15 protein-coding genes and 1 pseudogene are annotated in these 17,157 nt (G+C 70.1%); 8 read left to right on the top strand and 8 right to left on the bottom strand.

Annotated features, from left to right (window positions below; translation table 11 throughout):
* Positions 1-305: 305 nt before the first annotated feature.
* The 4 genes from AC0KTA_RS08815 to AC0KTA_RS08800 all read left to right on the top strand — a co-directional run bounded on the left by AC0KTA_RS08815 (position 306) and on the right by AC0KTA_RS08800 (position 4,854).
* Positions 306-2,852, top strand: a complete 2,547-nt coding sequence (locus AC0KTA_RS08815) for an ATP-binding protein (protein ID WP_481054563.1) — start codon at positions 306-308, stop codon at positions 2,850-2,852.
* A 74-nt stretch (positions 2,853-2,926) separates the two neighbouring features.
* On the top strand, positions 2,927-3,610 hold the full coding sequence (locus AC0KTA_RS08810; RefSeq protein WP_164319589.1) for a response regulator: 684 nt from the start codon (positions 2,927-2,929) through the stop codon (positions 3,608-3,610).
* A gap of 104 nt (positions 3,611-3,714) precedes the next feature.
* Positions 3,715-4,113, top strand: coding sequence for an OB-fold nucleic acid binding domain-containing protein (locus AC0KTA_RS08805; RefSeq protein WP_481054562.1), 399 nt, complete (start codon positions 3,715-3,717; stop codon positions 4,111-4,113).
* A 3-nt stretch (positions 4,114-4,116) separates the two neighbouring features.
* Positions 4,117-4,854, top strand: a complete 738-nt coding sequence (locus AC0KTA_RS08800) for a DUF3159 domain-containing protein (RefSeq protein WP_481054561.1) — start codon at positions 4,117-4,119, stop codon at positions 4,852-4,854.
* 329 nt (positions 4,855-5,183) lie between these two features.
* On the opposite strand, the gene AC0KTA_RS08795 is transcribed toward AC0KTA_RS08800, so the two are convergent.
* Positions 5,184-5,414, bottom strand: a complete 231-nt coding sequence (locus tag AC0KTA_RS08795) for a hypothetical protein (protein WP_481054560.1) — start codon at positions 5,412-5,414, stop codon at positions 5,184-5,186.
* Positions 5,415-5,828: 414 nt separating this feature from the next.
* On the opposite strand from AC0KTA_RS08795, the pseudogene AC0KTA_RS08790 reads away from it, so the two are divergent.
* Positions 5,829-6,167: pseudogene (locus AC0KTA_RS08790) on the top strand (phage minor capsid protein); the annotation flags it as partial.
* 138 nt (positions 6,168-6,305) lie between these two features.
* Here the strand turns inward: AC0KTA_RS08790 and AC0KTA_RS08785 are convergent.
* The 5 genes from AC0KTA_RS08785 to AC0KTA_RS08765 all read right to left on the bottom strand — a co-directional run bounded on the left by AC0KTA_RS08785 (position 6,306) and on the right by AC0KTA_RS08765 (position 9,186).
* Entirely contained in the window at positions 6,306-6,521 is a 216-nt protein-coding gene (locus tag AC0KTA_RS08785; protein ID WP_481054559.1) for a hypothetical protein, read from the bottom strand.
* 603 nt (positions 6,522-7,124) lie between these two features.
* A complete protein-coding gene (locus AC0KTA_RS08780) occupies positions 7,125-7,787 on the bottom strand; it encodes a potassium channel family protein (protein WP_016645786.1) in 663 nt (220 codons plus the stop codon).
* Positions 7,787-8,455, bottom strand: coding sequence for a potassium channel family protein (locus AC0KTA_RS08775; RefSeq protein WP_481054558.1), 669 nt, complete (start codon positions 8,453-8,455; stop codon positions 7,787-7,789). The genes AC0KTA_RS08780 and AC0KTA_RS08775 overlap by 1 nt, the downstream gene beginning before the upstream one ends.
* 138 nt (positions 8,456-8,593) lie before the next feature.
* Entirely contained in the window at positions 8,594-8,833 is a 240-nt protein-coding gene (locus AC0KTA_RS08770) for a hypothetical protein (protein WP_481054557.1), read from the bottom strand.
* Positions 8,830-9,186, bottom strand: a complete 357-nt coding sequence (locus AC0KTA_RS08765) for an ArsR/SmtB family transcription factor (RefSeq protein WP_481054556.1) — start codon at positions 9,184-9,186, stop codon at positions 8,830-8,832. The genes AC0KTA_RS08770 and AC0KTA_RS08765 overlap by 4 nt, the downstream gene beginning before the upstream one ends.
* 225 nt (positions 9,187-9,411) lie before the next feature.
* On the opposite strand from AC0KTA_RS08765, the gene AC0KTA_RS08760 reads away from it, so the two are divergent.
* From AC0KTA_RS08760 to AC0KTA_RS08750, 3 genes are all read left to right on the top strand, one after another.
* Positions 9,412-11,679 (top strand): MMPL family transporter, encoded by a 2,268-nt coding sequence (locus tag AC0KTA_RS08760; protein WP_481054555.1) that lies wholly within the window; start codon positions 9,412-9,414, stop codon positions 11,677-11,679.
* Between the two features lie 271 nt (positions 11,680-11,950).
* Positions 11,951-13,999 (top strand): APC family permease, encoded by a 2,049-nt coding sequence (locus tag AC0KTA_RS08755; RefSeq protein ID WP_481054554.1) that lies wholly within the window; start codon positions 11,951-11,953, stop codon positions 13,997-13,999.
* Between the two features lie 157 nt (positions 14,000-14,156).
* The gene (locus tag AC0KTA_RS08750) at positions 14,157-15,488 is read left to right on the top strand and encodes a class I SAM-dependent RNA methyltransferase (protein ID WP_481054553.1); all 1,332 of its coding nucleotides are present in this window, start codon (positions 14,157-14,159) and stop codon (positions 15,486-15,488) included.
* Positions 15,489-15,988: 500 nt separating this feature from the next.
* Here AC0KTA_RS08750 and AC0KTA_RS08745 read toward each other — a convergent pair whose 3' ends face one another.
* Together AC0KTA_RS08745 and AC0KTA_RS08740 are read right to left on the bottom strand one after the other, a co-directional pair.
* Positions 15,989-16,264 carry a helix-turn-helix domain-containing protein gene (locus AC0KTA_RS08745; protein WP_481054552.1) on the bottom strand — a complete coding sequence of 92 codons (276 nt, stop codon included), beginning with the start codon at positions 16,262-16,264 and terminating at the stop codon, positions 15,989-15,991.
* Positions 16,261-16,992 carry a hypothetical protein gene (locus tag AC0KTA_RS08740; protein ID WP_481054551.1) on the bottom strand — a complete coding sequence of 244 codons (732 nt, stop codon included), beginning with the start codon at positions 16,990-16,992 and terminating at the stop codon, positions 16,261-16,263. The genes AC0KTA_RS08745 and AC0KTA_RS08740 overlap by 4 nt, the downstream gene beginning before the upstream one ends.
* Between the last annotated feature and the right edge of the window lie 165 nt (positions 16,993-17,157).

Raw genomic sequence — 17,157 nt, 5'->3', positions numbered from 1 at the left:
CGACTGCCTCACGGCCCGCGGTGATCCGTTCCCCGGATCACCGCGGGCCTTTTTCGGCCGGGTCGGCAGAGCGGGCTTCATGCCCGGGCCGAAATCCCGGCCGCGCCGACCCGGCCGAAATACCCGCTCTGCCGCCCGGCCGAAAATCGTGTGTCGTGCCCCACGCGGGACGCAAGGGGACGCAAGGGAAGGCATCAGGGTTGCGTCAAGGAGCTCCAGGAAGGTCGGGCTCATCCGTTTTGCCGTAAATATTGGCCGTAAGGTCGACGCTGCGTACACAGCAGTTTCAGGAAGACAATGGGGCCATGGCACGCGGCAAGCTTCGGATCTACCTCGGTGCGGCACCGGGCGTCGGCAAGACATACGCCATGCTCGCCGAGTCGCACCGTCGTATCGAGCGTGGCACCGACTGCGTCGTGGCCTTCGTGGAGCACCACAACCGCCCCCGCACGGAAGTGATGCTGCACGGCCTGGAGCAGGTCGCCCGCAAGGAGCTCGAATACCGCGGCTCGCTGTTCACGGAGATGGACGTCGACGCCGTCCTGCGCCGCGCCCCCGCCGTCGCGCTCGTCGACGAGCTGGCGCACACCAACGTGCCCGGCTCGCGCAACGCCAAGCGCTGGCAGGACGTCGAGGAACTGCTCGAAGCGGGCATCGACGTCATATCCACCGTCAACATCCAGCACCTCGAGTCGCTGGGCGACGTGGTCGAGTCCATAACCGGCGTCCGGCAGCGCGAGACGGTGCCGGACGAGGTGGTGCGCCGCGCGGACCAGATCGAGCTGGTCGACATGTCGCCGCAGGCGCTGCGCCGCCGGATGGCGCACGGCAACGTCTACAAGGCCGACAAGGTCGACGCGGCCCTGTCGAACTACTTCCGCCCCGGCAACCTCACGGCACTGCGCGAGCTGGCGCTGCTGTGGGTGGCCGACCGGGTCGACGAATATCTTCAGCAGTACCGGGGCGAGCACAACATCCGCTCCACCTGGCAGGCCCGCGAACGCATCGTCGTCGGCCTCACCGGCGGCCCCGAGGGCCGCACCCTCATCCGCCGCGCCGCCCGCATGGCCGCCAAGGGCTCCGGCAGCGAGATCCTCGCCGTCTACATCGCCCGCAGCGACGGCCTCACCGCGGCCTCGCCGAAGGAACTCGCCGTCCAGCGCACCCTCGTAGAGGATCTTGGCGGAACCTTCCATCACGTCATAGGCGACGACATTCCGGCGGCCCTGCTCGAATTCGCGCGGGGCGTCAACGCCACCCAGATCGTCCTCGGCTCCTCGCGCCGCAAGGCCTGGCAGTACATCTTCGGACCCGGCGTCGGCGCGACCGTCGCCCGCGAGTCCGGGCCCGACCTCGACGTCCACATCGTCACGCACAGTGAGGTCGCCAAGGGGCGCGGACTGCCGGTGGCGCGCGGCGCGCGGCTCGGCCGCTCCCGGATCATCTGGGGCTGGCTGGTCGGTGTCGGCGGCCCCGCGCTGCTCACGCTGCTGCTCACGCACATCGACGCGGACCTCGGTCTCGCGAACGACATGCTGCTGTTCCTGACGCTGACCGTGGCGGCGGCCCTGCTCGGCGGCATGCTGCCTGCGCTCGCGTCCGCGGCGTTCGGCTCGCTGCTGCTCAACTACTACTTCACGCCGCCGGTGCACCTGTGGACGATCTCCGACAACAGGAACATCGTGGCGATCGCGGTCTTCGTGTCCGTCGCGGTGTCCGTCGCCTCCGTCGTGGACCTGGCCGCCCGCCGGACCCACCAGGCCGCGCGGCTGCGCGCCGAGTCGGAGATCCTCTCGCACCTCGCGGGCAGCGTCCTGCGCGGCGAGAACAGCCTGGAGTCCCTCCTGGAGACGGTCCGCGAGACCTTCGCCATGGAGGCCGTGGCCCTGCTGGAACGCGAGAGCGACGTGACGCCGTGGACCTGCGCGGGCAGCGTCGGCCACCGCGCGCACGTCGGCCGCCCCGAGGATGCCGACGTGGACGTGCCGGTCGGCGACCACATGGCGCTCGCCTTGACCGGCCGCGTGCTGCCCGCCGAGGACCGCCGTGTGCTCGCCGCGTTCGCCGCGCAGGCCGCCGTGGTCCTGGACCGCCAGCGGCTGCAGTCCCAGGCGGCGGAGGCCCGCACCCTCGCCGAGGGCAACCGCATCCGCACCGCCCTGCTGGCCGCCGTCAGCCACGACCTGCGCACCCCGCTCGCCGGCATCAAGGCCGCCGTGTCCTCGCTGCGCTCGGAGGACGTGGAGTGGTCCGAGGAGGACCAGGCGGAGCTCCTCGAAGGCATCGAGGCCGGCGCCGACCGCCTCGACCACCTGGTGGGCAACCTGCTGGACATGTCACGCCTGCAGACCGGCACGGTCACCCCGCTGATCCGCGAGATCGACCTCGACGAGGTGGTGCCGATGGCGCTCGGCGGCGTCCCCGACGGCAGCGTGGACCTCGACATCCCGGAGGCCCTGCCGATGGTCGCCGTCGACAAGGGCCTCCTGGAGCGCGCCGTCGCCAACATCGTGGAGAACGCCGTCAAGTACGCGCCCGAGGATGAACCCGTCTTCGTTTCGGCCAGTGCACTCGGCGACCGCGTTGAACTGAGGGTGGTCGACCGGGGGCCGGGCGTCCCGGATGACGCCAAGGACCGCATCTTCGAGCCGTTCCAGCGCTACGGTGACGCTCCACGCGGAAGCGGCGTCGGCCTCGGCCTGGCCGTCGCCCGCGGCTTCGTGGAATCCATGGGAGGAACCCTCACCGCGGAGGACACACCCGGTGGCGGCCTCACGATGGTGCTCACCCTGAAGGCGGCGGGCGGCCGGCGGCCCGTCGTGCCCGACCTCTCCGCCCAGATGACCTCGTGACCGCCACCACCGGCCGCGCACGTGGCACGGAAAGCCGCATGAGCGGCGCTGACAAGCCCGAAAGGCAGGTAGGAATGACCCGGGTGCTCGTGGTCGACGACGAGCCGCAGATCGTACGCGCCCTCGTGATCAATCTGAAGGCGCGCAAGTACGACGTGGACGCGGCACCGGACGGCGCCACCGCCCTCCAGCTCGCCGCCGCCCGCCACCCCGACGTGATCGTGCTCGACCTCGGTCTGCCCGACATGGACGGCGTGGAGGTGATCAAGGGGCTGCGCGGCTGGACGCGCGTGCCCATCCTGGTCCTCTCGGCCCGGCACAGCTCGGACGAGAAGGTCGAGGCCCTGGACGCCGGCGCCGACGACTATGTGACCAAGCCCTTCGGCATGGACGAACTCCTCGCCCGGCTGCGCGCCGCCGTGCGCCGCGCGGAGCCCACCGGGGCCGGCGAGGACGACGTGATGGTGGACACCGAGGACTTCACGGTCGACCTGGCCGCGAAGAAGGTCAACCGCAACGGCCGCGACGTACGCCTGACCCCCACGGAGTGGCATCTCCTGGAGGTCCTGGTGCGCAACGCGGGCCGTCTCGTCAGCCAGAAGCAGCTCCTGCAGGAGGTGTGGGGCCCCTCCTACGGCACCGAGACGAACTACCTGCGCGTCTACATGGCACAGCTGCGCCGCAAGCTGGAGGCGGATCCGGCGCATCCGCGGCACTTCATCACGGAGCCGGGGATGGGGTATCGCTTCGAGCGGTAGTCAGGCAGCGGCCGGGGGGCCGGTTCGAGCGGTGGCGAGCGGGCATATGCACAGGTGAGCTCAGCCATTGTGGGGGTGTCGGTGCCCACCGGTACGCTTCGGGTATGAGTGCTGTTCCTGGATCCGGCAAGCCGGCCGGCCGCTTCCGGCGCATGCTCGACCGGCTGTCGTCCTCCCAGCAGGACCTGGAGTCGCAGGAGCTGCGCGAGGACGCCGAGACGGCCGGGTGTACGCGCATCGGCGACTGCCACGACCGCCAGATAGTCACGGTTACTGGTACGTTGCGCACGGTCACCCTGCGGCCACGTGCCGGTGTCCCGGCCCTGGAGGCGGAGCTGTTCGACGGCTCCGCCGCGCTCGACGTCGTATGGCTCGGCAGGCGCTCCATCGTGGGCATCGAGCCGGGGCGCCGCCTGATCGCGTCGGGCCGGATCTCCATAGACCGAGGCCGCAGAGTGCTCTTCAACCCCAAGTACGAACTCAGACCGCTCGGACGGGAGTAGCCGGTGACGTCAGTCGACAAGCCGACCGACCAGACCGTGGGGGAGCACCCCCACGGCACGGACACCAAGGCTCTGACGCAGGCCGCGCTCTTCGACGCCTTCGGCGGCATCCGGGGCACGGTCGAGACGATGGTGCCCGGCCTGCTGTTCGTGCTGATCTACACGATCAACAAGGACCTGCACCTGTCGGCGATCGCGGCCCTGGCCGTCGCGGTGGTCCTGGTCGTGGTCCGCCTGGTCCGCCGGGACACCGTGAAGCACGCCTTCAGCGGCGTCTTCGGCGTCGCGTTCGGCGTGGCCTTCGCGATGTTCACGGGCAACGCCAAGGACTTCTACCTGCCCGGCATGATCTACGGCACCGGCCTCGGCGCGGCCTTCTTCCTCTCCGCGCTCGTGGGCTATCCGCTGCTCGGCCTGCTCCTCGGCCCGGTGTTCCGCGAGAACCTCTCCTGGCGCACCCGCAACCCCGGCCGCAAAAAGGCGTACACGAAGGCGTCCCTGGCCTGGGGCCTGATCTTCCTCGCCAAGTACGCCATCCTCTTCCCCCTGTACTGGTGGGCGGACACCGAGCAGCTCGGCTGGGTCCTGATCGCCCTCAAGCTGCCGCCGATGGTCCTCGCGGTGTACTTCACCTGGGTCTTCCTGGCCAAGGCCCCGCCGCCGATCGACGTCTTCGCGGAGATGGAGGCGGAGGAGAAGGCGGAGGCCGAACGGAGGGCGGCTGCGGGCGGGACGAATTGAGCTGGTCCGGCGATTGAGGGCGGGGGACCTGCGTTTCTCTGGCTGCGGAGGGTGCACGTCAGGCCGGGTACTCCGCGTCCACGTTCGGCGATCACGGCGAGGGCCAGGCCGTCACCGCGACGGAGATCAAGGTCCGTGAGCGGCGCTCCGACATCACGCACTCACGCAAGAGCCTCTACTACGACCTCGCGATCGCCAGGGCGAGTGCCGCGCAGCTCGCCGTGGAGGCCGGACCGCTGTTCGGCGTACGGGGCTTGGACCTGACCCCGCCGAAGGTCGAGTTCCAGGACAGCGTGTCCGAGCCCGACGAACTCTAGGTCCGGCGGGCTCTACCGGTGGCTGCGGGGCGCCAGGATTGCCGCCACGACAGCCACGCACGCGGCCGCGACGGCCGCGATCGCCGATGCCTGCTCCGGCCCCAACTCGCCGGACAGGACCATCACGCTGAGCACGACCGCCGTGGCAACAACGGCACCCACAATGAGCCGCCGAAAGGAACGCTGCTCCGTACGGACGCCCTCAGGTGGGCTCGAAGCGTCCTCAGGATTACGCTGGTTCATGGGAAAACGGTCCTCTCTGACGGGACGACCACCCCGCGGCCTCCTGTTGCGAGCAGGGGGCCGCAGCCATGTCAACTGGCTGCGGCTCAGGGCCATTTGAGTGATCCGGGATTTCAAGGGTGCACCCGAGAGTTCTCTCAGGCAAACCCACGCGCCCCGCCTTACGCCGAATGGTGGGGCACCGAGGCTCGCCGGATTGCAGCAGGTCAGAGGGGGTGAAATGCCCGTTTCGCCTGCGGTGACGGAAGGTCTCGCTCGTGAAGTGAGGGCGCCGTACGCCGCGCCCTCGTCGAGGCGTACCCCCGCGGCCGCCAAGTGGCCGTCGCCGAGTTGGGCGCGCTCGGCATCGGCCGGGAGGTGACGGCACGCGCGACGCTGCCCGGTGCACCCGCCGTGGACCGGCTGGCCGCGTCGATGGCGCAGGACACCCGCCCGCTCTGCGAGCAGCGGGAGGGCGAAGTCCTCACCCTGGGGCCGGAGTCGGGCCCACGCGCAGTGCGGGGCCCGCACGCGATCCAGCCGACGCGGCTCCTTGCTGCCACGCGGACGGTCGTCGTGCACGTCGCCGGAAGCCTCGTCGAGGCGAGGGTGGCGGGCCTGTTCCACCCGAACTGTCGCCACAGCCTCAGCGCGTGCCTGCCCGGCGTGACGACGCGCCCGCAGGCGCCCCCCCCGCACCCGCAGGGTGCCACGTACGAGGACACCCAGCGTCAGCGCTACCTGGATGGAGCGGCAGGTGCAAGCCTGGAGCGCCGTAGCGCAGCGGCCATGGACGACCTGCGCGCCGCCGGGCGAACGCCCGCGTTCGCGACTGTCAGGCCCGCATCCGTGACCTCACGGACGCCAGGGCCTCGCCCGGAAGCGGCAGCGCGAGCAGGCCGGAAGCGCTCGTCAGCTGCTGTTCTCGTGAGTACCGGGCTGGATGATCTCGTCCAGTACCAGGCGCACGGCTTCGAATGCACGGGACCTGATGGTCAGCCCCAGTGCCTCAGTTTCATCGATCGCCGCCCTCGCTGCCGCGTCCAGGTGCTGTTCCTCAAGCGCAGCCCATTCGCGTGCAGTCCGGATACGTCGCAGAAGTTCGTCAGCATCCACCGCATCTGCCATGCGCGGACCCTACTTCTCGGCTGCCGCACGGCGTCGGAGAAACCCGAAAAGGGAGAGATGACCGATGCCCCACCCCCTTTCGGCCAGGGTCTACGCGACGCAGGCGCAGCACGAGGCGTACACCGGACAAGACGGCCCCGGCGGACATCGCTGCCCGGCTCGGTCGCGCCTCACGGTTCCTCGACTCGGAGGTGTGCCGATTGTGCTGGTACAGGGATGCCGTCATCCAGCATGAGCGGCTCGACTTCCACCGCCCGGTCCCGGGGGCGCCGCGCGAAGTACCTGGAGAGCGCGATGAATGATGAGCGCGAGATCATGCTGAGGCTGATGGCGGTTCCACTCCGTCGCTGGCGGTGCCCCTCCCTCGACCTGCAGCTTGCCGCGATACACCGGTCGATACTCGACCGAATCAAGCCGTTCCCATTGATCATCAAGAGGCGGCAGCTTTTCGGTGTCGGGTTCCAGGAGAAGGGTTACCGGCGCATAGTGCCAATGCGCCTCACTGCGAATCGTGACCATCCCAGGCACGAGAAGAACTTTCTCGGTCACGCAGGTGGGGGCGCCCGGAAGTTCCGGGCGCCCCCACCTGCGTAAAGCCCACGGCTAGTTACGTGCGGACAGCAAGTCCTCCAGCTGCTCCTCCCGCGCCTGCGCGGCCACGAAGAGCAGTTCGTCCCCCGCTTCGAGCGAGTCGTCCGGCGTCGGTGCGAGGACGCGTGTGCCGCGGATGATGGTGACCAGTGAGGTGTCCTCGGGCCACTGGACGTCGCCGACGCGGGTGCCCGCGAGGGTGGACTCCGGGGGCAGTGTCAGCTCGACGAGGTTCGCGTCGCCGTGGCTGAAGCGCAGCAGCCGGACCAGGTCGCCGACGCTCACCGCCTCCTCGACGAGTGCGGACATCAGGCGCGGCGTGGACACGGCGACGTCGACGCCCCAGGACTCGTTGAAGAGCCACTCGTTCTTGGGGTTGTTGACGCGGGCGACGACCCGCGGGACGCCGTACTCGGTCTTCGCGAGGAGGGAGACGACGAGGTTGACCTTGTCGTCTCCGGTGGCCGCGATGACCACGTTGCAGCGCTGGAGCGCCGCCTCGTCCAGGGACGTGATCTCGCAGGCGTCGGCGAGCAGCCACTCGGCCTGCGGGACGCGCTCGACGGAGATGGCCGTCGGCGCCTTGTCGACGAGAAGGACCTCGTGGCCGTTCTCCAGGAGCTCACCGGCGATGGAACGGCCCACCGCGCCCGCTCCGGCAATGGCGACCCTCATCAGTGACCGCCCTCCTCGGGGCCTTCGGCGAAGGCCGCCTCGACCTTCTCGACCTCGTCGGTGCGCATCATCACGTGCACCAGATCGCCTTCCTGGAGCACCGTCTGCGACGTCGGCAGGACCGCCTCGCCGAGCCGGGTGAGGAACGCGACGCGCACGCCCGTCTCCTCCTGCAGGCGGCTGATCTTCTGGCCGATCCAGGAGGCCGACGCGTGCACCTCGGCGAGCTGCACGCCGCCGGTGGGGTCGCGCCACAGCGGCTCGGCCCCGGAGGGGAGCAGCCTGCGCAGCATCTGGTCGGCGGTCCAGCGGACCGTGGCGACCGTGGGGATGCCCAGGCGCTGGTAGACCTCGGCGCGGCGCGGGTCGTAGATACGGGCCGCGACGTTCTCGATCCCGAACATCTCGCGGGCCACGCGGGCGGCGATGATGTTCGAGTTGTCGCCGCTGGAGACGGCGGCGAAGGCGCCGGCGTCCTCGATGCCGGCCTCGCGCAGGGTGTCCTGGTCGAAGCCGACGCCGGTCACGCGGCGGCCGCCGAACCCGGAGCCCAGACGGCGGAATGCGGTGGGGTCCTGGTCGACGACGGCGACCGTGTGCCCCTGTTGTTCCAGGGTCTGCGCGAGAGCCGAACCGACTCTCCCGCAGCCCATGATGACGATGTGCACGTCGTTACCCCGCGCTCCTCATGGCCCTCGTGACCTGCGTAAATGCCCTACTCATGACTCTCGCCCTCGGCTGCTGCCCGTCATTGCTCGAGTCCACGTTAACGGCTGCGCCGCCATGGTCAGAGGTCGCCGCTGCGTTCACTCGACGGCACGGAGCATGCTCTCCATCGACTGGACGCGGATGTTCAGCTCGGTGAGCTGGGTGCGGATGGCTTCCTGCTGGGCCGTGGTCGAGTCCAGCGCCTTGCGGTAACCCTCCATCGCCTCCGCGTACTCCCGATCGCGCTCGCGGCTGCGCTGCGTCTGGAATCTGGCCACCGCGACGATTGCGCCGGCAAGGATCAGGAAGAAAGCGATCGGGATGATCGCGTCGCTCATTGGGGCGTCCCCTTTGGTGAGTGCTTTCCGGCTTCGCCCGACCCGTCCCGCTGGGCGTCCGCCCTGTCGAGGCGGGCAGCCGTGAGAATCGTATCGACGTTCAACTGCACGTCAAAGGGCGCGAGTTCGAAGTACTTGAGGGCCTTGCCGTCGTCGGAGAGCTCGAGTCGGCCGATCACCAGGCCGGCCTTCTCCAGGCGTTCCAGATGCATGTAGAGCAAGGGCCGGGAGACGCCGAGGCGCCGGGCGAGTTCACTGACGTACAAGGTCCCGGTGGCCAGCTCCTTGATGATCCGCAGGCGCTGCGCGTGACCGACGGCCGCCAGGAAGGCCAGCAGCTCCTCGCTGTTCATGGCCTGCATGGCCCGCCTTCGCGCCGTCCCGAAACCTGTCAGCCAAGGCTTACGCATGGCTTGAACCACTGTCAAACCCTGTGTCCACCGGATCTCCCCTTCCTCCCACCGGACTCTCCTCTTCCCCGCTTCGACACCTGACAGTTGACGCCTTCGACCTTCACCTGTCAGTCTCAACTTACACATGAAGGTAGGAGGGTCGCTGTGGCAGCGAGAGGGCCGGACATGAGGCGCGGCACGAGGCGGTCGATGACGGTGCGGGTGGCGCGGTGGAGCGCGCTGCACCCGGGGCGGGCGATCGCCGGCTGGTTCGTGTTCGTGGTGCTGTGCCTGGGGGCGGGCATCACGGCCGGGATGAATCAGGCGGCGTCGGAGGACTTCCGCGTCGGCGAGGCCGGGCGCGCGGAGGCCCTGGCCGCCGAGGGCGACCTGCAGATCAAGCCGCTGGAGCAGATCCTGATCAGCGCCGAGCCGGGGCGGCGCCTCGACGAACGCGCCGCCGACGCGGCCGTCGCGGACGTCACCCGGCGCATGAAGGCGCTGCCCGAGGTGGCCGAGGTGGAGGCGCCGGTCCGCTCCAAGGACGGCAGGGTCGTCCGCGTTCCGGTGACTCTCAAGGGCCCGGAGCAGGAGGGCAAGAAGAACGTCGTCCCGCTCCGGGCCGAGACCGAGAAGGTGCAGAAGGCCCACCCGGACATCCGGGTGGAGGAGACCGGCGCCGCGTCCGTGAGCAAGGGCGTCAACGACCAGCGCGGCAAGGACCTCGCGTTCTCCGAGATGATCACGCTGCCGGTCACGCTGATCACGCTGGCCCTGGTGTTCGGCTCGGTCCTGATGGTCGGCGTGCCGCTGCTGCTCGCCGTCACCTCGATCATGGCCACCATGGGCCTGGCGATGCTCGCCTCGCACCTGCTGCCCGACACCGGCGTCGGGATGAACATGATCCTGCTCATCGGCATGGCCGTCGGCGTCGACTACACGCTCTTCTACCTCAAGCGTGAGCGGGAGGAGCGGGCCCGCGCGGGCGGCAGGCTCTCCTCGGAGGCGCTGGTGGAGGCCGCCGCCGCGACGGCGGGCCGCGCGATCGTGATCTCCGGCCTCGCCGTGATCGTCTCCACCGCCGCGCTCTACCTGGCCGGGGACGTCATCTTCGACTCACTGGCCACCGGCACCATCCTCGTCGTGGCCGTCGCCGTGGTCAGCTCGGTCACCGTGCTTCCCGCGATGCTCGTCAAGCTCGGCCGGCGCGCGGAGCGGCGGGCCGAGAAGCGCCGGGCGCAGGGCAAGACCGTGCAGGCCGACGTCGAGAAGCCGCCGGGCCGGGTGTGGAACGCGCTGCTCACGCCCGCCCGCAAGCACCCCGTGGCCACCCTGTGCGTGTCGGTCCTCGTCATGCTGGGCCTCGCGCTGCCCGCCGCCACCATCAAGCTCAAGGACCCCGCCCGGGACAGCTTCTCCCGCGAGATCCCCGCCATGCAGGACTACGACCGGATGCTTGCCGCCTTCCCCGACCTGCGCATCCGCTACCAGGTCGTGGCGAGCTCCGAGCCCGGGGAGCAGGACCGGGTCGTGGGCGCGCTGCGCGCACTCGACCGCAGGGCCGCGGCCGACCCGCTGCTCGCCCGCCACGACCGGCCGGTGATCAAGACCTCCGACGACGGCCGCGTCAGCACCCTGGAGCTCGGCTCCCGCCACGCCACGTACTCCGACGAGGCCGTCGACGCCCTCGACCACATCCGCGACGACTATCTGCCCGCCACCGTCGGCAGGCTCGACGGCGTCGAGACGGGGGTCAGCGGTGACGTGCCGCGCGGCGTGGACTACGTGCAGCACCAGAGCGAGAAGCTGCCGCTGGTGCTCGGGCTGCTGCTCCTGATGACGTTCGCGATGACGGTGTACGCGTTCCGCTCGGTCGTCCTCGGACTGCTCGGCATCGGCCTCAACCTGCTGTCGGCCGCCTCCGCGCTGGGGCTGCTCGTGCTCGTCTTCCAGGGCCAGTGGGCCGAGGACCTGCTGTCCTTCGTCTCCCTGCACGGCATCTCCTCGCGCGTGCCGCTGTTCCTCTTCGTGATCCTCTTCGGGCTCTCGATGGACTACCAGGTGTTCGTCGTCAGCCGGATCCGCGAGGCCGCGCTGAACGGGGTGCCCACGCGGCAGGCCGTGATCGACGGGATCGCGGCGTCCGCCAAGGTCGTCACGAGCGCGGCGATCGTCATGGTCACCGTCTTCGCGAGCTTCGTGATGCTGCACATCCTGGAGATGAAGCAGATGGGCTTCGTCCTCGCGGTGGCCGTCCTGCTCGACGCCTTCGTGATCCGCGTCATGATCCTGCCGGCGGCGCTGCTGCTGCTCGGCCGGGCGACGTGGTGGCCGTCCAAGGCGGTGCGGCGGGCGGAGGAGCGGATCGCTCGCGGGGGCGCGGTGGGGACGGGCGCCGCAGCCGACGTCGACGCCGGGGCCCGGGCCGGGGAGACGCTGGGCGCGGGGCGCTGAGCTGGTCAGCCGATGAGTGAACGGGTGGCCCGGGGCCTAGGCCCCGGGCCACCCGCTGCCGTTGCCCGCCCGGCCCGCGGCCGTTGCCCGCCTGCCCGCTGTCGCCTCCCGCCCGGCCACCCGCCGTCGCCCCGTCGGCGACGCGGCCGTGCGCGCATCCGGCCACCCGCTGTCGCCCGCCGAACACCCGCCGTCCCCCATGGCTGGTATCCCGTGGCACTTGGGGGTGCTGGGTGGGCGGCATCTTGATGCAACGCTTACGATCCTCTGCGTGTCCAAACTGACCGACGTGCCCAAACGCATCCTCATCGGGCGCGCACTGCGCAGCGACCGGCTCGGAGAAACGCTCCTGCCGAAGCGCATCGCCCTCCCCGTGTTCGCGTCCGACCCGCTGTCCTCCGTCGCGTACGCCCCCGGCGAGGTGCTGCTCGTCCTGTCCATCGCGGGCGTGTCGGCGTACCACTTCAGCCCCTGGATCGCGGTCGCGGTCGTCGTGCTGATGTTCACCGTCGTCGCGTCCTACCGCCAGAACGTGCGCGCGTACCCGAGCGGCGGCGGCGACTACGAGGTCGCCAACACCAACCTCGGGCCCAAGGCCGGTCTGACCGTCGCGAGCGCGCTGCTCGTCGACTACGTCCTGACCGTGGCCGTGTCGATCTCCTCGGGCATCGAGAACCTGGGCTCCGCCGTCCCGTTCGTCGTCGAGCACAAGGTGCTGTGCGCGGTCGCGGTCATCCTGCTCCTGACGCTGATGAACCTGCGCGGCGTGAAGGAGTCCGGCAAGCTCTTCGCGATTCCGACGTACGTCTTCGTGGCCGGCGTCTTCATCATGATCGCGTGGGGCGCCTTCCGGGGCTTCGTCCTCGACGACACCATGAAGGCCCCGACCGCGGACTACGAGATCAAGGCCGAGCACGAGGGCATCGCGGGTTTCGCGCTGGTCTTCCTGCTGCTGCGCGCCTTCTCCTCCGGCTGTGCCGCGCTCACCGGCGTCGAGGCGATCAGCAACGGCGTCCCGGCCTTCCGCAAGCCGAAGTCCAAGAACGCCGCGACGACGCTCGCGATGATGGGCCTGCTCGCCGTCACCATGTTCTGCGGCATCATCGGCCTCGCCCTCGCGACCAACGTCCACATGGCCGAGAACCCGGCGAAGGATCTCCTGGACAACGGCGCCGCGCTCGGCGCCGACTACGTCCAGAACCCGGTGATCTCCCAGGTCGCCGAGGCGGTCTTCGGCGACGGCAGCTTCTTCTTCATCCTGCTCGCCGCGGCCACCGCGCTGGTCCTCTTCCTCGCCGCCAACACCGCGTACAACGGCTTCCCGCTGCTCGGCTCGATCCTCGCGCAGGACCGCTACCTGCCGCGCCAGCTGCACACGCGCGGCGACCGCCTCGCGTTCTCCAACGGCATCGTGCTCCTCGCGGGTGCCGCGGCGCTGCTCGTCTGGATCTACGGCGCGGACTCGACCCGCCTGATCCAGCTCTACATCGTCGGCGTCTTCGTCTCCTTCACGCTCAGCCAGATCGGCATGGTCCGGCACTGGAACCGCCACCTGGCCACGGAGCGCGACCCGGCGAAGCGGCGCCACATGGTCCGCTCCCGCGCGATCAACACCTTCGGCGCCTTCTTCACCGGCCTGGTCCTCATCGTCGTACTCGTCACGAAGTTCACGCACGGCGCGTGGGTGGCCCTGCTCGGCATGGTCATCTTCTACGCGACGATGAGCGCGATCCGCCGCCACTACGACCGGGTCTCCGAGGAGATCGCGGCGCCCGAGGGCCCGTCCGACGACAGCGTCCGCCCCTCCCGCGTGCACTCCATCGTCCTGGTCTCCAAGATCCACAAGCCGACGCTGCGGGCGCTCGCGTACGCCAAGCTGATGCGCACGGACACCCTGGAGGCGCTGAGCGTCAACGTCGACGCGGCCGAGACCAAGGCCCTGCGCGACGAGTGGGAGCGGCGCAACATCGGCGTGCCGCTGAAGGTCCTCGACTCGCCCTACCGCGAGGTCACGCGCCCGGTCATCGAGTACGTCAAGTCGCTGCGCCGGGAGAGCCCGCGCGACGCGGTCAGCGTGATCATCCCCGAGTACGTGGTGGGCCACTGGTACGAGCACCTGCTGCACAACCAGAGCGCGCTGCGGTTGAAGGGGAGGCTGTTGTTCACCCCGGGCGTGATGGTCACGTCCGTCCCCTACCAGCTCGAGTCCTCCGAGGCCGCGAAGCGGCGGGCGCGCAGGCGCCAGGAGTGGAACGCGCCGGGGTCGGTGCGGCGGGGGCCGGTGGAGAAGAGGGCGAAGGAGAGCAGCAAGAAGGGGTGACGCCGGGGTGGGCGCGGCGCGTGTGGTGCCGTCCCCGACGGGCTCTGGCGGCCGAGTGGGCGCCGCGCACGTAGACTGGTCGGCTGGCGTCCGGCGGCTCTCGCTCTCCCGGCCGCCGACCCCCGTTTTTCCCCTTACGTTGTGGAGTCACCCCGCCATGCAGGCTGAACCGAAGAACTCGCTGGTGGGCCAGGAGTACGAGGTCGAGGTCGGACCGGTCGCGCACGGCGGCCACTGCGTCGCCCGCACGGAGGAGGGACAGGTCCTCTTCGTACGGCACGCGCTGCCCGGCGAGCGGGTCGTGGCGCGGGTGACCGAGGGCGACGAGGCCTCGCGCTTCCTGCGTGCCGACGCGGTGACGGTTCTCGACGCGTCCAAGGACCGCGTCGAGGCCCCGTGCCCGTACGCCGGACCGGGCCGCTGCGGCGGCTGCGACTGGCAGCACGCGAAGCCGGGGGCGCAGCGCCGCCTCAAGGGCGAGGTGATCGCCGAGCAGCTGAAGCGGCTGGCCGGGCTCACGCCCGAGGAGGCCGGCTGGGACGGCACGGTGATGCCGGCGGAGGGCGACAAGCTGCCCGCCGGTGAGGTGCCGGCGTGGCGGACCCGCGTGCAGTACGCGGTGGACCCGGACTCCGGCAGGGCGGGCCTGCGCCGCCACCGCTCGCACGAGGTGGAGCCGATCGACCACTGCATGATCGCGGCGGAGGGCGTCACCGAGCTGGGCATCGAGCGGCGCGACTGGTCGGGCATGGAGTCGGTGGAGGCGATCGCGGCGACGGGTTCGCAGGACCGCCAGGTGATCCTGACTCCCCGTCCCGGGGCGCGCCTGCCCCTGGTCGAACTCGACAAGCCGGTCTCCGTCCTCCGCGTGGAGGAGAAGGACGGCGGCGTGCACCGCGTCCACGGCCGCCCCTTCGTGCGCGAACGGGCCGACGGCCGTACGTACCGCGTCGGCAACGGCGGCTTCTGGCAGGTGCATCCGAAGGCGGCGGACACGCTGGTGACGGCGGTCATGCAGGGCCTGCTGCCGCGCAAGGGCGAGACCGCCCTCGATCTCTACTGCGGGGTCGGCCTGTTCGCGGGAGCGATCGCGGACCGGATCGGTGAGGAGGGCGCCGTCCTCGGCATCGAGTCCGGCAAGCGGGCCGTGGAGGACGCCCGCCACAACCTCGCCGCGTTCGACCGCGTCCGCATCGAACAGGGCAAGGTCGAGTCGGTCCTCCCACGCACCGGCATCACCGAGGCCGACCTCATCGTCCTGGACCCGCCCCGCGCGGGCGCGGGCAAGTCGACGGTGCGCCTCCTGACGGACCTGGGCGCGCGCCGCATCGCGTACGTGGCCTGCGACCCGGCGGCGCTGGCACGGGACTTGGGGTATTTCCGGGAGGGCGGGTACCGGGTGCGGATGCTTCGGGCGTTTGATTTGTTCCCTATGACTCATCATGTGGAGTGTGTGGCGGTGCTTGAGCCTGCCGCCAAGGGTGCCTGACCTGCGGTTTTCGTAGGCTGCACAGGTGTGGCATGTGATCGACTTGTTTCCCGGCGTGCATAGCGTGGAGCCTGTCGTGTGACGGATGCGAGCCTCTGACCTGCGGATCTGTGGAGGTCATGCCGGATGCAGGGTTCGTGGGCCCGATCATCGCGCGAGGGAGAGAGAAGTCGTTTCGACGCTCATCCGACGCTGCTTCTGACGATGTGTCATGCCTGTCGGCCTGCTGCTCATGCTCTGGAGTCCTCGTTCTCGACTCGTCGCGCGTCTCCGAGACTGGAGCTACGACAGCCTTGCCTTCGATCCCCGGTGGGCATACGGAGGTCTTCCTCCGCGTGCGGAACTCGAACCCTGTGCCACAACCGGCGCTGAGGTTTCTCCTCAGGGCACCACGGGGTGACGGACCGGGTGGGGTGTGGAGAAGCAGGGCCGTGCGGCCTCGTGGCTGATGCCACGGGGCCGCACGGTGGTGGGGGACACGAGACCCTCTTCATTCCTTGTCAGAAGCCGGCGTGCGGGCCGTCCGCGCCCAGTTCCAGGTCCACGCTGTACAGCGGACGGTCCTCGATCCCTAGGGCGCGCATCAGCTCTTTGGTCGAAATCCTGTACCTCCCTCCGACGCGGAGGACGGGGCAGGGGAACTCGTCCTCGCGGATCAGCCGGTACGCGGTCGTCGAGCCGATCCCGAGCGCTCGGGCCGCTGTCCGCAGGTCCACTGCGACGGGCAGGTCGAACAGCTCGGTGAAACTGAGTCGCCCCTCTGCCGGGTCCTTCATGCTCGCCTCCCCGCAGGGCGGACTGGCCGGGTGCCCACGCGGCGCCCGGACCGGCGCTTCTTCCGGGGGCCGTGGTGCGTCGAACGGTCCCACGTCCCACCGTCGGTGTCGGCGAAGGCGCCCTTGCGCAGATGCTCCGGGCGCACCCGGAAGCGCAGCGGGGCGCACAGCCCGTCCGGGCCGTCCGGACGGTCGACCCGCACGTCCAGGCCCTCCTCAGCCGGAGCGTCCGCCTCCCCGTCGGACGCGGTGAGCGCGCGATCTTGGGCGATGCGCTCGACCTGGGAGGAGGGGGTCTCCCGCAGGCCCTCGCGGGCGAAGCGCCACGCCCTGGTGCGCGCTGCGTGGATCAAGGAGGAGTCGTATAGGCGGCTCGCGGCGTCCGGGGCCGCCAGCTCCTCCAGGAGGGCCAGGACCATCTCGGCCTCCACGTCCGACCGATCGGCACGCAGGCGCGTGCAGACGCGGTGGACCGTCCCGGTCAGCCGGGGCAGGGCCAGCCAGATCACCAGGAGCCTCCCGATACCGTGTGGAGTGAGGTCACTCAGCGCGGTGCTGAGTACCTCCATCCAGACCGCAGCGGCGAACTGCGGGTCGGAGCCCGGCCCGTAGAGGGCCTCGTGCGTCTCGGCAGCGGTCAGCCGGACCGGCTCCGCCCCCTCGGTGTCCGTGGGAACGGTCACGAGGACCGCGTCGCCGACCCGGGGGTCGTCGAAGTGCCGCCTCACTGAAGCGAACGTACTGCTATATGGCAGATACATCAGGAAATATCCTCTCTATAGGCTGAGGGTGCTGAGGGTGCTGGACGGGCTGAAGTCCTGTGAGGTGGTCACATCGCCCCAGATGCGGGGAGAACGGGAAGAAGCCCCAGGCGCCCCAACTTGATGCGTACG

It is taken from the genome of Streptomyces sp. Y309 (genome assembly GCF_056712025.1).
The sequence above is the reverse complement of the archived record's forward strand: the minus strand, read 5'-3'. Positions and strand labels throughout refer to the sequence as shown.